The 13,027-nt window shown below is 64.7% G+C and carries 14 protein-coding genes; all 14 read right to left on the reverse strand.

Going from position 1 to position 13,027, the window contains the following annotated elements:
• Nucleotides 1-43 precede the first annotated feature (43 nt).
• Entirely contained in the window at nucleotides 44-1,642 is a 1,599-nt protein-coding gene (locus DB032_RS03325) for a DUF3369 domain-containing protein (RefSeq protein ID WP_107798236.1), read from the reverse strand.
• Entirely contained in the window at nucleotides 1,639-3,183 is a 1,545-nt protein-coding gene (locus DB032_RS03330; RefSeq protein WP_107798237.1) for a sensor histidine kinase, read from the reverse strand. The genes DB032_RS03325 and DB032_RS03330 overlap by 4 nt, the downstream gene beginning before the upstream one ends.
• Before the next feature lie 77 nt (nucleotides 3,184-3,260).
• Entirely contained in the window at nucleotides 3,261-4,178 is a 918-nt protein-coding gene (locus tag DB032_RS03335; protein ID WP_107798238.1) for a DMT family transporter, read from the reverse strand.
• 115 nt (nucleotides 4,179-4,293) lie between these two features.
• Nucleotides 4,294-5,784, reverse strand: a complete 1,491-nt coding sequence (locus DB032_RS03340; RefSeq protein WP_107798239.1) for an NAD(P)H-hydrate dehydratase — start codon at nucleotides 5,782-5,784, stop codon at nucleotides 4,294-4,296.
• 45 nt (nucleotides 5,785-5,829) lie between these two features.
• On the reverse strand, nucleotides 5,830-6,465 hold the full coding sequence (locus DB032_RS03345) for a flavin prenyltransferase UbiX (RefSeq protein ID WP_107798240.1): 636 nt from the start codon (nucleotides 6,463-6,465) through the stop codon (nucleotides 5,830-5,832).
• 34 nt (nucleotides 6,466-6,499) lie between these two features.
• Nucleotides 6,500-7,342 (reverse strand): RNase adapter RapZ, encoded by an 843-nt coding sequence (rapZ, locus tag DB032_RS03350; RefSeq protein WP_107798241.1) that lies wholly within the window; start codon nucleotides 7,340-7,342, stop codon nucleotides 6,500-6,502.
• Nucleotides 7,323-8,279, reverse strand: coding sequence for an HPr(Ser) kinase/phosphatase (hprK, locus tag DB032_RS03355; RefSeq protein WP_019104261.1), 957 nt, complete (start codon nucleotides 8,277-8,279; stop codon nucleotides 7,323-7,325). The genes rapZ and hprK overlap by 20 nt, the downstream gene beginning before the upstream one ends.
• Nucleotides 8,272-8,733: a PTS IIA-like nitrogen regulatory protein PtsN gene (gene ptsN, locus DB032_RS03360; RefSeq protein ID WP_107798242.1), complete on the reverse strand. Its 462-nt coding sequence runs from the start codon at nucleotides 8,731-8,733 to the stop codon at nucleotides 8,272-8,274. Before ptsN ends, hprK begins: the two co-directional genes overlap by 8 nt.
• 121 nt (nucleotides 8,734-8,854) lie before the next feature.
• A complete protein-coding gene (gene hpf / locus DB032_RS03365; RefSeq protein WP_019104259.1) occupies nucleotides 8,855-9,169 on the reverse strand; it encodes a ribosome hibernation-promoting factor, HPF/YfiA family in 315 nt (104 codons plus the stop codon).
• 67 nt (nucleotides 9,170-9,236) lie between these two features.
• Nucleotides 9,237-10,658 carry an RNA polymerase factor sigma-54 gene (locus DB032_RS03370; RefSeq protein ID WP_107798243.1) on the reverse strand — a complete coding sequence of 474 codons (1,422 nt, stop codon included), beginning with the start codon at nucleotides 10,656-10,658 and terminating at the stop codon, nucleotides 9,237-9,239.
• Between the two features lie 3 nt (nucleotides 10,659-10,661).
• The gene (lptB, locus tag DB032_RS03375) at nucleotides 10,662-11,390 is read right to left on the reverse strand and encodes an LPS export ABC transporter ATP-binding protein (protein WP_107798244.1); all 729 of its coding nucleotides are present in this window, start codon (nucleotides 11,388-11,390) and stop codon (nucleotides 10,662-10,664) included.
• Nucleotides 11,387-11,941: a lipopolysaccharide transport periplasmic protein LptA gene (gene lptA, locus DB032_RS03380; protein WP_107798245.1), complete on the reverse strand. Its 555-nt coding sequence runs from the start codon at nucleotides 11,939-11,941 to the stop codon at nucleotides 11,387-11,389. Before lptA ends, lptB begins: the two co-directional genes overlap by 4 nt.
• Nucleotides 11,931-12,500, reverse strand: coding sequence for an LPS export ABC transporter periplasmic protein LptC (lptC, locus tag DB032_RS03385; protein ID WP_107798246.1), 570 nt, complete (start codon nucleotides 12,498-12,500; stop codon nucleotides 11,931-11,933). The genes lptA and lptC overlap by 11 nt, the downstream gene beginning before the upstream one ends.
• Nucleotides 12,497-13,021, reverse strand: a complete 525-nt coding sequence (locus DB032_RS03390; RefSeq protein ID WP_107798247.1) for an HAD family hydrolase — start codon at nucleotides 13,019-13,021, stop codon at nucleotides 12,497-12,499. Before DB032_RS03390 ends, lptC begins: the two co-directional genes overlap by 4 nt.
• Between the last annotated feature and the right edge of the window lie 6 nt (nucleotides 13,022-13,027).

Raw genomic sequence — 13,027 nt, forward strand, 5'->3', positions numbered from 1 at the left:
TGCTTTCGCCCTGTTTTATTGCGGCGTGGACGCTGGCGCTCGCTCAGGCGTCCGGCAAGTCCTGCAGCCGGCGCTCCTTGACCAGGGTTTCCAGCGCGCGCACCACTTCGGGATCGAACTGGCTGCCGGAGCGGCCGGAAATGTATTCCATGGTGTCGTGCAGCGTCCACGGCTCCTTGTAGGGCCGTTTGTTGAGCAGGGCGTCGAATACGTCCACCACCGCGACGATGCGCGCCGACAGCGGGATTTCGTGCGCTTTCTGCTTCCTGGGGTAGCCGTTGCCGTCGAAGTGCTCGTGGTGGCCGCCGGCGATTTCCGAGCCCAGGGACAGATAACTCATCCCCTCCACCATGCTGGCCGATCTGGCCAGAATCTGCGCGCCTATGGTGGCGTGCTGCTCCATGATCACCCGTTCGTCCGGGTCCAGCTTGCCCGGTTTGAACAGGATGTGGTCCGGCGTGCCCACCTTGCCGACATCGTGCAGGATGCTGGCCATGCCCACCATGTCCATGAACTCCTTGCCCATCAGTTCCGGATAAGCGCCGTTGTCCCGCATCTGCCCGGCGATGGCGTCGGTCAGCCGCTGCACGCGCAGCACGTGATTGCCGGTGTCGGTGTCGCGGAATTCCGCCAGATCCGCCAGCGCCACCACCGTGGCCTCCTGCGCGCTGCGCAGCTGGCTGTAGAGGTAGAGATTGTCGTAAGCGGCGGAAATACGTTGGCAGAACACGTCGAGCAGATCGCGCTCCACTTCTTCCAGCGGCCATTGCGGGGTGAAGTGGATGATGAACTCGCGGCCGTTGCGCGATGTGATGTAGAGCACGTCGTAGGGGTGTTGGTAGATGCTGCGCTTCTCGGCGAAGGAACGCAGGATCACCTGCTCCAGCTCGGGGAAGGGGCTCAGGTCGCCGCTTTGCCCCAGCGGTTCGTAATTGCCGGAGGCGGCCAGGATTTCCAGTTCCGGCCGGCCGTTGCTGCTGTCGTTGCGCACGCAGAGGATGCCGTCGCTGCCGATGTCCAGCAGCGCGCTGATCTGGCGCAGCACGCCGGAGGCGAACTCGCGCAGCGAATACAGCTGGTACAGGTCGGACGCGCTTTCCAGGATCTTGGACAGGCCTTGGCGGTTCTTCTCCAGCGACAGCAGGTTTTCGTAGGCGCGCAGCGAGGAGATGATGGTGGTGAACAGCTTTTGCACCGTCAGCTCGGTCTTGGTCTTGTAGTCGTTGATATCGTAGTTGAGGATGACTTCCTGCTCCGGCGCCTGTCCGGGCTGACCGGTGCGCAGCACGATGCGCACCAGGCCGTTCTTCAGGTCCTGGCGGATCTGGTGCACCAGCTTCAGGCCGGCGTCCTCGCTCTCCATCACCACGTCCAGCATGATCAGCGCGATGTCCGGATGCTGGCGTACCACTTCGTAGGCTTCCTTGCCGGAGTGGGCGCTGAGCAGTTCCAGCGGCCGCTCTTTGTAGCGGATGTTGCGCAGCGCGATGCGGGTGGCGGTGTGCACGTCCTTCTCATCGTCGACGATCAGGATTTTCCACGGGTGGCGGCCGTCGCCGGCGGCGGAGGCTGGGGAGGACGCAGACGGAGCGTCATCATCGTCCAGCAGCCAGTCGTCTTCCTGGTTGGTGATGTCGCTCATGCTATGTTCTCCTTGCTCTGATTGACCGGGGCGGAGCAGGGCATGGTGATGGTGAAGGTGGTGCCTTTGTTCACTTCGCTGTGCACCTCGATCGACCCGCCCAGGCGTTGCCGTACGATGTTGTAGACGATGTTGAGCCCAAGACCGCTGCCGCCGCTGCCGCGGCGGGTGGTGAAGAAGGGGTCGAACACGCGGCTCAGGTTTTCCGGCGGAATGCCCTTGCCGTCGTCGCTGAGCGTCAGCGTGATGTAATGCGGATTGTTGCGCCTGGCCTCGATCAGGATTTTGCCGCTGCTGCGGTTTTCAAAGCCGTGCACCAGGGAGTTGACCATCAGATTGGTGACCACCTGGGCGAAGGAGCCCGGATAGCTGTCCAGCAGGATGTCTTCCTCGCACTGCACGCTGATGGTGGTGTTGGCGTGCTTGAAGCGCGGCTTCAGGCTGGTGATCACCTCGTTCAGATAATCCTGCAACTGGAAGCTGCGCCGCGCCTCGCTGGTCTGATCCACCGCCACCTGCTTGAAGCTGTGGATCAGGTTGGCCGCGCGCTCGGCGTTGGACAGGATCAGATCGCTGCATTCCTTGGCGGTGTCCAGATAAGCCTGGAAGTCGCTTTTCTTGACGGTGCCGCCGTCCACCTTTTCTATGATGTGGCTGGTGGCGGTGCCCAGATGGGATGCCGTGGTCAGGGTGATGCCCACCGGGGTGTTGATCTCGTGGGCGACGCCGGCCACCAGGCTGCCCAGCGAGGCCATCTTCTCGGTTTCCACCAGGGTTTGCTGCGCTTCCATCAACTGGCGGTAAGCTTCTTCCGCGCGGTCGCGCTCGGCGCGGGCCACCGCTTCGGCCTCGGTGCGCTTGGCCAGATCGCCGGCGGTGCGCGCCACGATGCGGTTGAAGCCGTTGACGATGCCGCCGATCTCGTCGTCGGCGACGTGGGTGACTTGGGCACCGCTGGCGTCCGGCGCGCGGATGGCGGTGTTCAAGGCCTGCTGCAGCCGCGCCAGCGGCTGGAACAGGAAGCGTTGCAGATTGAAGGACATGATCATGAAGATCATCACGTCCAGCAGCAGGATCTGGGCGGACAGTTCGATCAACTGGTCGCGCTGATGCTTGGCCAGCGCCTGGCGCGACAGATAGACGGTGGCGTTGCCCAAGTGCTCCTTGCCCTGGTAGACGATGGGAATGTTGAGCATGTCGTCGGAACGCGGCTCCTCCGACGGCGGCATATCGCGGATGCTGCCGTCGCTGTCATGGCTGCGGCCCAGGCTGAGCCCGGATTCCCCCTTGACGCTGATGGCGATGATGGACGGCCAGCTCAGCTCGCTGTCCAGCGTCAGCCTGACGTTTTCATCGTCCAGCTGCCAGACGCTGTGCGGCAGCGACATCGCCAGGCGGGCTTTGACCGCGGCGCGTTGGGATTGGTAATCGGCCTCATTGCGTTCCTGGTTGTGCAAATAGGAAAACAGGCCCGTCGTCCCCAGAATGGCGGTGATCCAGGCCATCAACCAGAACATCAATTTGGTTTTTATGCTTTTCATTATGTTCACAGTTCCAAGTGCCCACACTGAATCCTAGGCAGTTCTGGCGCGAATACCAAATCCGGATGCGCGCGGAGCTAGCCGCCGCCGTCGGCGCTCAGCGCCGCGGCGGGCTTGGCGCGCGGGGCTAGTTTTTGCAGCGCCAGCCCGCTCAGGATCAGGCCCAGACCGACCAGGGTGGAGGGCAGGATGGCCTCTCCGATCAGGAAATGAATCAGCGCCAGCGACAGCAGCGGCGACAGGAAAATCAGGTTGGCGATGCGGGCGGTGCTCGGCGTCAGCTTCATCGCCGTCAGCCATAGAACAAAGGTGAAGCCCATCTCGAAGGCGCCGACATAGGCGGCGCCGGCCAGGCCCTGCCAGGCCACCGGGCCCAGCTGTCCGGTATAGGCGCACCAGGCCAGGCTCAGCGGCAGCGAGAAGGCGAAATTGAGCGTCAGGCCTATCACCGGCTCGCGCGCGTCGCGGGCGTTGAAAATCCAGTAGCCGGCCCACAGCAGGGTGGAGGCCAGCGCCAGCGCCACGCCCAGCGAGTCGGAAAAGCGTAGTTCCAGCACCTGGCCGCGGGTGCCGATCACCAGCACGCCCAGATAGCAGACCAGCGCGGCGGCGATGTCGCGGCGTTGCAGCTTTTGTTTGAGCAGCGGCACCGCCAGCAAGCTCATGGTCAAGGCCCAGGTGTAGTTGATGGCCTGGGCCTCCTGCGCGGGCAGCAGCGCGTAGGCCTGGAACAGAATCAGATAATACAGCGCCGGATTGACGGCGCCGAAGATCAGGGAGGCGCGCCAGTGGCGGCGCAGGGCCGGGGCGAGCTCCGGCAGCCTGCCCTGGACGGCGAGCAAGCCCAGCAGGCAGAAGAGAGAGGCGGCGCTGGCGTAGAGCACCAGCTGGGCCGGGCTGAGGTGGGCGAGACTGATCTTGAAGGCGCTGGCCACCGTGGACCAGGCCAGGACGGCGGCGAGTCCGTAGGCGTAAGCTTTAGATTGTGACTGCAAGGTAATCCCCAGGGTGACGGATGAGGGGCCGCGGGACGGCCATGCCGCCGGCCCGCGCGCCGATGACCCATTCTAATGCAAATGGATTTCCCCGGGGGCTTGCAGGGTTTTGGATCTAGGTGGCCTGTTCCTGCGCGCGTTCCTGGATCAGGCGGTTCAGCATCAGGCTGGCGCGCCAGGCGGTGTCGGAGGCGGACAGACCGATGGGGCCGCCGGTTTCCATTTCGAAATCGTCGCCGGCCAGGCCATGGATGTGCACGGCCAGGCTGGCGGCTTCGAACGGCTCCATGCGCTGGGCCAGCAGCGCGGCGATGATGCCGGTCAGGACGTCGCCCTGGCCGGCCACCGCCAGCGCCGGGCCGCCGCTGGTGTTCAGATGGTAGAAGCCGTCCGGGCCGACGATCAGGCTGCCGGCGCCCTTGAGCACCACTACGCAGTTGAAGTGGTTGGCCAGCCGGCGCGCGGCCATCAGCCTGTCCTTTTGCACCGTCTCGGTGCTTTGTCCCAGCAGGCGAGCGGCTTCCGCCGGATGCGGGGTCAGCACGGTGCCGGCCTGGCGTTTGGCGATCAGGGCGGCGGCGGCGTGGTCGTTGGCCAGCAGGTTCAGCGCGTCGGCGTCCAATACCAGCGCCTGCGGCAGCTGGATGACTTGGTCCAGCAGGCGGCCGGCCCGTTCTTGCTGGCCCAGGCCGGGGCCGACGGCCAGCACGTCGGCGTCGGGCAGGCCGGCCGCTTCGTCCAGCGCGGAAATCATCAGTTCCGGTACCACCGGGTCCACCGGCAGCCGGTCGTCCAGCGGGCAGACATGAACTTTGCCGGCGCCGCAGGCCAAGGCGCTGCGCCCGGCCAGCAGCGCCGCGCCCAGCATGCCCGGCGCGCCGCCTATTACGCAGACGGTGCCGAACAGGCCCTTGTGGCTATTGCGCGGCCGCAGCAGCGCGCGGACGTCCGGCTGGTTGATGCTGCCGTCCGCCGCGGGGATCAGCCTGGGCGGGCAGTCCAGCAGTTCCAGTTCCACATTGCCGGCCAGATCGGCGCCGGAGGCGCTGAACAGGCCGGGCTTCTGGCACAAAAAGGTCAGGGTGTGGCTGGCCTGGATCGCGGTGTTGGCCGGCACGCCGGTATAGGCGTCCAGGCCGCTGGGGCAGTCCAGCGCCAGGATGGGGCTGCCCAGCTGGTTGATGCGGTCGATCAGCGTGGTCCATTCCAGGTCGAAGTCCCGGCTCAGGCCCACACCGAACAGGCCGTCTATGACCAGTTGCGGCGCGCGGTAGTCGCGCGGCAGATCGAACATCACATGGCCCTGGGCTTGCTCCAGCTCATGCAGGGCTTCCGAGGTGGCGGGGCTAGTGGGCTGGGTGGGCACCAGCACGTCGACGCGGAAACGACGGCGCATCAGTTCCAGCGCCGCGTACAGCGCGTCGCCGCCGTTATTGCCGGGGCCGGCGCAAATCAACAGCCGGGACGCGCTGGGCAGGTGGTGGCTGACCCAGTCCGCGGTGGCCATCGCCGCGCGCTGCATCAGGTTGTAGCCGGCGTCGGTGGCTTGGCGCTCCAGTTGGCGCAAGGCGTCCAGGCTGAGAATGCTTTGGTCTTGTGTCGGCATCCCAAGGTTCCTCTTTGACCGGGCCGCAAGCGGCGCGGCGGCTGGCTAGGGGGCCGCGGGGCGGTCCGGGGCGGGCTCGCCCCAGCGCGGCGTCAATTGATTGTCGATGCGGAGCTGATCCAGAATTCGCGCCACCACGAAGTCGATCATATCGTCCACGGTCTTGGGATGAGTATAGAACCCCGGAGACGGCGGCAGGATGACAACGCCGAGACGAGCCAGCTTGAGCATGTTTTCCAGATGGATGGCGGAGAACGGCGCCTCGCGCGGCACCAGCACCAGCTTGCGCTGTTCCTTGATGCTGACGTCGGCGGCGCGTTCGATCAGATTGTCGCTGCTGCCCTGGGCGATGGCGGCCAGCGTGCCCATCGAGCACGGGCAGACCACCATGGCGTCGGCCGGGTTGGAGCCTGAGGCCACCGGCGCGAACCACTCTTCGCGGCCGAAGACCGCCAGCTGGCCATCGCGCGCGCCGCTGCGTTGCATCAGCCATTGCCGGGCTTCGGCCGGGCGCGAGGGCAGGGTCAGGTCCATTTCCTGTTTGGCCACCACTTGCGCGGCCTGCGAATACAGCACCCAGACGCGGACGCCGGCGGCGATCAGGCAATCGATCAGCCGCAGGCCGTAGGGCAGTCCGGAGGCACCGGTCAGGGCGACGGTGACGGTTTGGATCGGGCGCATGAATGTCTCCTGTAGGCGGGCGGCCCGAATGCGTTCAGTTCTGGCGGTAGAGCTGGCGATGGCGCACCAGCACCTGTTCGGCGGCGAACAGGCGGGCAAGGCGTTCCGTGATGTAGACCGAGCGGTGCTGACCGCCGGTACAGCCGACGGCGACGGTCAGATAGCTGCGGTTTTCCATGCTGAAACAGGGCAGCCATTTGCTGACCAGCTGCTGGATGTCGTCCACCATCTGCTGCACTTCCGGCGTTTGCTGGAAGAAGTCGATGATGGGCTGGTCGCGGCCGGTGAAGGGGCGCAGCTGCGGGTCGTAATAGGGATTGGGCAGGCAGCGGACGTCGAAAACGAAGTCGGCGTCCCGCGGCAGGCCGTGCTTGAAGCCGAAGGATTCGAAGATCAGGGTCAGCCGGCTGCTGTCGGCGTCCACCAGCTCGCGCACCCAGCTGCGCAGCGCGTTGGCGGACAGCTCGCTGGTGTCGATGCGGGTGCCCAGCTCCATGATCTCGGCCAGCATGTCCTGTTCCAGCAGAATGCTTTCCTCCACCGTGACGTCGGCGCCGGACAGCGGGTGGCGGCGGCGGGTTTCGGAGAAGCGCTTGACCAGGGTGGCGGGCGTGGCCTCCAGGAACAGCAGGCGCACGTCCACATGCTGAGCCCGCAGCTTTTCCATTTCCGCCGGCAAGGCGCCCAGCGACGGGCCGGAGCGGGTGTCCACGCTGATGGCGATCTGTTCGTAGCCGTAGTCGGCGTACAGTGACATCGCCTCGTGCAGCATGGTGGCCGGCAGATTGTCCACGCAGTAGAAGCCGGCGTCTTCCAGCGCGCGCAGCGCCACCGACTTGCCGGAACCGGACAGGCCGCTAATCAATATCAGGCGCATTTTCCTGGTCTCTGAGGAAGTTGGTGTGGCGTTCGATGAATTCGCGGGTGCTGTCTATGCCGCGCAGCTGCAGGATGTAGTTGCGCACCGCGGCCTCCACCAGCACCGCCAGGTTGCGGCCGGCGGCCACCGGCAGCACCACTTTGCGGATGGTGACGCCGATGATGTCCTGGGTTTCCGACTGGATGTTGAGGCGGTCCAGCGCCTGCATCGCCTGGTCGTTGGCCTTGACCAGGTGGATGATCAGCCGCAGCACCTTCTTCGGCCGCACGGCGGTTTCGCCGAAGATGGTGCGGATGTTGAGGATGCCCAGGCCGCGCACTTCCAGGAAGTCGCGCAGCAAGGGCGGGCAGCGGCCTTCCAGCGTGTCGGGGCCGATGCGGTACAGCTCCACCGCGTCGTCAGCCACCATGCCGTGGCCGCGGGAAATCAGTTCCAGCGCCAGCTCGCTCTTGCCCATCGCCGAATCGCCCATGATCAGCACACCGATCTCGAACACGTCGAGGAAGACGCCGTGCAGCACGGTGGACACCGCCAGCGCCCGCGCCAGATAGATGCGCAGCACATCCATCAGGTAGGGGCTTTCCAGCTTGGTGGTCATCAGTGGGACGTTGTGGGTGTGGCAGTAGTCGCGCAGCAACTTGGGCACCGGCTGGTCGTTGGCCACCATCACCACCGACATGCTCTTGTGGAACAGCTGGTCCAGCGCGGTCTTGGCGGCGGACTGTTCCAGCCGGTTCAGGTAGTCCACCTCGGCGAGGCCCAGCACCTGGACCCGGTTGGGGTGGATGAAATTGAGGTGGCCGACCAGCGCCTGCGTGGGGCGCTGTTCGTCGTTGCCTATCATATTGTCGGCGCCGCCGGTGCCTGCGACCCAGGTCAGGTTGAGCTTCTGCTGGTTTTCCTGGTATAGCCGGCGGACGCTGATGCTAGGCATTGGGCACCCAATTATTGAGCAGCTGATAGAGCTCGTCGCGCAGGGGGATGCCCAGCATCTGCTCGCGCATCTGGCGGCTGGAGAACAGCTGCGCCAGTTCGGACAGCACTTGCAGGTGCAGGTCCGTGGCCTGTTCCGGCACCAGCAGCACGAACAGGCACTGCACCGGCTTGCCGTCGGGCGCGTCGAAGGGAATCGGGGTCTTCAGACGGATGAACACGCCCATCGCGTCCTTGAGGCCGCGCGCGCGGCCGTGCGGAATCGCCACTCCCTGGCCAAGGCCGGTGGAGCCGAGCTTTTCGCGGGCGAACAGGCAATCGAAGATTTCGCTGCGCGCGATGCCCCGGGTATTTTCAACCAAGAGGCCGACTTGCTCGAACACGCGCTTCTTGCTGGCGACGTCCAGATCCAGCAGGACGTGTTCGGGTGTCAGGATTTTGCCGATGAGGTTCATATTGGATTATGCATGCGGCTGAGAAAAACCCGGCAATTCTACGTTGCCTTGATAGTACTGAAAACGGGCAAGTGCAAAGAAAAGCGGGAACCCGCAGGCCCCCGCCTTCCAATTCAAGGGATTACAGGCTGGCTTCAGGCGCCGGAGCACGGTGTTCAGACTGCTTTTCCTTGTGTTTCAGCACTTGACGGTCCAGCTTGTCGATCAGCAGATCGATGGCGGCGTACATATCGGATTCGGTGGCTTCCACGTGGATGTCCTTGCCGGACAGATGCACGTTGACTTCGGCCTTTTGCACCAGTTTATCAACAGACAGAGTAACGGAAATGTCGATCACATGGTCGACATGTCGAGTAACGCGCTCCATTTTGGTTTCAACGTATTCGCGCAGGGCGGGAGTTACTTCCAGATGCAGTCCAGTTACTTTGAGGTTCATACCCTAGCTCCTTCTGGTGTTGACAGTCCGGTCGGGTCGGCCGGATCGCTGTATTCCGCCGCCTGGGTCACAGCGTCTTGCGCTGGTTGACCGGCGGTATCTGCATGGCTTCACGATACTTGGCTATCGTGCGTCTGGCAACTTGTATTCCCTGTTTGGCCAGCGCTTCGACCAGGGCGCTGTCGGACAGCGGTTTGCTCGGCGATTCGGCGTCGATCAGGCTGCGGATGTGGGCCTTGATCGCGGTGGCGGAGCACTCGCCGCCGCTGTCGGTTTCCAGCGCGCTGCCGAAGAAATACTTGAGCTCGAACAGGCCGCGCGGGCAGAGCAGGTATTTCTGGGTGGTGACCCGGGACACCGTGGATTCATGCAGGCCCAGCTCGTCCGCGATGTCGCGCAGAATCAGCGGGCGCATGGCCACTTCGCCGTGTTCAAAGAACGATTGCTGCCGTTCAACGATAGCTTCCGCCACTTTCAGGATAGTGTCAAATCGCTGCTGGATGTTCTTCACCAGCCATTTGGCCTCCTGCAGCCGCGAGGACATTTCGCCGTTGCCGCCGCGGTTTTCCGCCAGCAGCCGCGCGTACATCTGGTTGACGCGCAAGCGAGGCACGGCGCCGCCGTTGAGGGCGGCCACCCAGCGTCCCTTGCGTTTTCTGACCGAGACGTCGGGGATCACGTACTGGGTGTCGCTGGCGCCGAAACCGGCGGTGGGGCGGGGGTTGAGGCGGGCGATCAGCGCCTGGGCGGCGCGCAGCGCGGCGTCGTCCACGCCCAGCTGTTTTTTCAGCCGGGTGTAGTCGCGGTTGCCCAGCAAGGCCAGGTGGTCGCGGACGATGGCCAGCGCCAGGCCCCGCTGCGGCTCGTCCGGATCCAGCCGCTGCAATTGCAGCGCCAGCGCTTCCGGCAAGGAGCGCGCGCCGACGCCGGGCGGGTCGAACTGCTGCAGCAGGCGCAGGCCTATCATCAGTTCGTCGGCCTCGATTTCCAGTTCCAGCGGCAGGTGGCTGGCGATGTCTTCCAGCGTCTGGCCCAGATAGCCGTCGTCGTCCAGCTCTTCAATCAGCAGCTGGACGATGGCCTGATCGCGCGTAGGCAGCGCCACTTCGCCCAACTGCGCCAGCAGGTGCTCGCGCAGGCTGATAGGACAGGGCACGTTCAGCATCGGGTCCAGTTCGTCGTCGCCGTCGCCGCGGCGTCCGCCGCTGCCCCAGTCGCTCAGTTCGCCGGTCTCTGCGCCGCGTTCGCCGTCGTCGCCGGAGGCGTCGTCGCGGCTTTCCGCCGGGGCCTCCGGCTCCTGGGTGGCGGCGTCCGGCGCCTCACCCTGCGGCGCTTCGTCGCCGCGCTCCAGCAAGGGATTGTCCAGCAAGAAGCGCTCGACTTCGGTCTGCAGGTCGAGGGTGGACATCTGCAGCAGCTTGATCGATTGCTGCAGCTGCGGCGTCAGGGTCAGCTGCTGCGATACCTTGAGCTGAAGTGTCTGTTTCATCGCTTACAGGTGGAAGTGTTCGCCAAGGTAAACTTCGCGCACCTTCTCGTTGTTGACCAGTTCTTCCGGCTCGCCGGAGGCGAGCACCGAGCCTTCGCTGATGATGTAGGCGCGGTCGCAGATGCGCAGGGTTTCACGCACATTGTGGTCGGTGATCAGCACGCCGATGCCGCGTTCCTTCAGGAAGGAGATGATTTTCTGGATGTCGATCACCGCGATCGGATCGACGCCGGCGAAGGGTTCGTCCAGCAAGATGAAGCGCGGCCGGGTGGCCAGCACGCGGGCGATCTCCACGCGGCGGCGTTCGCCGCCGGACAGCGACAGCGCGCTGCTGTCGCGCAGGTGGCCGATATTGAGGTCGTCCAGCAGCAGCTCCAGTTCCTTGTCCAGTTCCTTGCCTTTGAGGCCGGACACTTCCAGGATGGCGGCGATGTTCTCCTCCACCGTCATGCGGCGGAAGATGGAGGCCTCCTGCGGCAGATAGCCGAGGCCCAGGCGCGCGCGCTGGTGGATGGGGTAGTGGGTGATCACCTGATCGTCCAGGCGAATCTCGCCGTCGTCGGCGCCGATCAGGCCGACGATCATGTAGAAGCTGGTGGTCTTGCCGGCGCCGTTGGGGCCGAGCAGGCCCACCACTTCGCCGCTGGCGATTTCCAGCGCCACGTCCTTGACCACGGTGCGTTTCTTGAAGCGCTTGCGCAGGCGCTCCACCTTGAGCACGCTTTGCGTCATTTGGCGGCTCCGCTGGCGGGTTTGGCCGTCGCCGGCTGGGAGGCGGTGTTCTTGGGTTGCAGGATCACGGTGACGCGGCCCTTGTTGGGGCCGGTGGCGGTGCCGCCGGTCACTTGGTAGGTTTCGTTCTGGGTGTTGTAGGTGATCACATTGCCCACCACCAGGTCGCCTTCGCGCTTGACCCGGGCGTTGCCGGTCAGCACCGCGAGGTTGGCCGCGCTGCTGTAGTCGAGGCGGCTGGACTGGCCTTCTACCCATTCGTTCTTGCCGTCCATTTTCTGGCGGAAGGTGACGATGCGGCCGGTGGCCACCAGGGTCTGGTTGCCCTGCTTGTCCTGGGTGGCGACGACTTTGTCGGCGTTGAGCCGCAAGGTGCCCTGGATGATCACCACATTGCCTTCGCAAGTGGACACGCCCTTGATCTGGTCCATGGTGCAGCCGTTGTCGCTGGTGATTTCCATCGGCTTGGTGCGGTCGGCCTGTTCGGCGTGGGCGACGGAGGCGGCGGCCAGCGCCAGGCCGGCCAGCAGGAGACGGAGCTTATTTTTCATAAATGATCTTGGTGTGAGACAGCAGGTTCAACAAACCTGTCTGTTGCTGGTAGACGAAGCCCACGGAGTTGCCGTGCGATTTGCCCTGGAAGAATACGGTGGGCGCGGCGGAGCGGGCGATTTTCTTGCCGGTGTCGACATGCATGGCGCTGGTGACGACCTTGGTCTCCGGCTTGTCCGCGGCGGCGGGCTGGATCATGGTCGCCTTCTTGTCGAAATAGGCTTGCTGGGTTTTGTTGTTGTAACGGCCGACGTCGCCGATCAACTGGTATTGCAGCGCGCCTTGCTGGTACTGGTAGAGCTCGGGGTTTTCGAAGAAGGCGTCGTCCTTGCCCGGGTATTGCCACATGCGCGAGGCGATCAGCCGCTCGTAGAGCTTGCCTTGCGGGTCGAAGCGGGTGGCGATCAGGTGTTCGGCCACGTACTCGGGCTTGTCCGGGTCCAGTTCGCGGCGGTTGCTGTCCCAGCGCGAGACCTGGTCCAGCCACACGGTCAACAGGCCGGTCAGGCCCACCAGCAGCAGCGGGAACAGGCGGTGGGAGCGCAGCAGGCGGATCATGCCAGATACCTGGCCAGGATGGCGTCGAAGGAGCCCTGGGCCTGCATGATCAGCTCGGCCAGCTCGCGTACCGCGCCCTTGCCGCCGGAGCAGCCGGTCACGTAGTGGGCGCGCTGGCGCACCAGGGCCGGCGCTTCCGGCACCGCGACGGCCAGGCCGACGCGGGTGATGATGGGCAGGTCGATCAGATCGTCGCCGATGAAGGCGCATTCCTCGGCCGTCAGGCCGGTGAGTTCCAGCAGTTCGCCCAAGGCCAGTTTCTTGTCGTGCACGCCGCCGTAGTAGTGGTCGATGTGCAGCGCCTGGGCGCGATGCTCGACGCAGCGGTCGGCGCGGCCGGAGATGATGGCCAGCTGGACCCCGGTGGATTGCAGCAGGCGCAGGCCCAGGCCGTCCTGCACATTGAAGGATTTGCTTTCTTCGCCGTGGGCGTTGTAGTAGATGCGGCCGTCGGTCATCACGCCGTCCACGTCCATGATCAGCAGCTTGACCTTGCGGGCCTGCTCAAAAATGCTTTGCATGCTTGT

The organism is Chromobacterium sp. Panama (assembly GCF_003052555.1).
Lineage (GTDB): Bacteria > Pseudomonadota > Gammaproteobacteria > Burkholderiales > Chromobacteriaceae > Chromobacterium.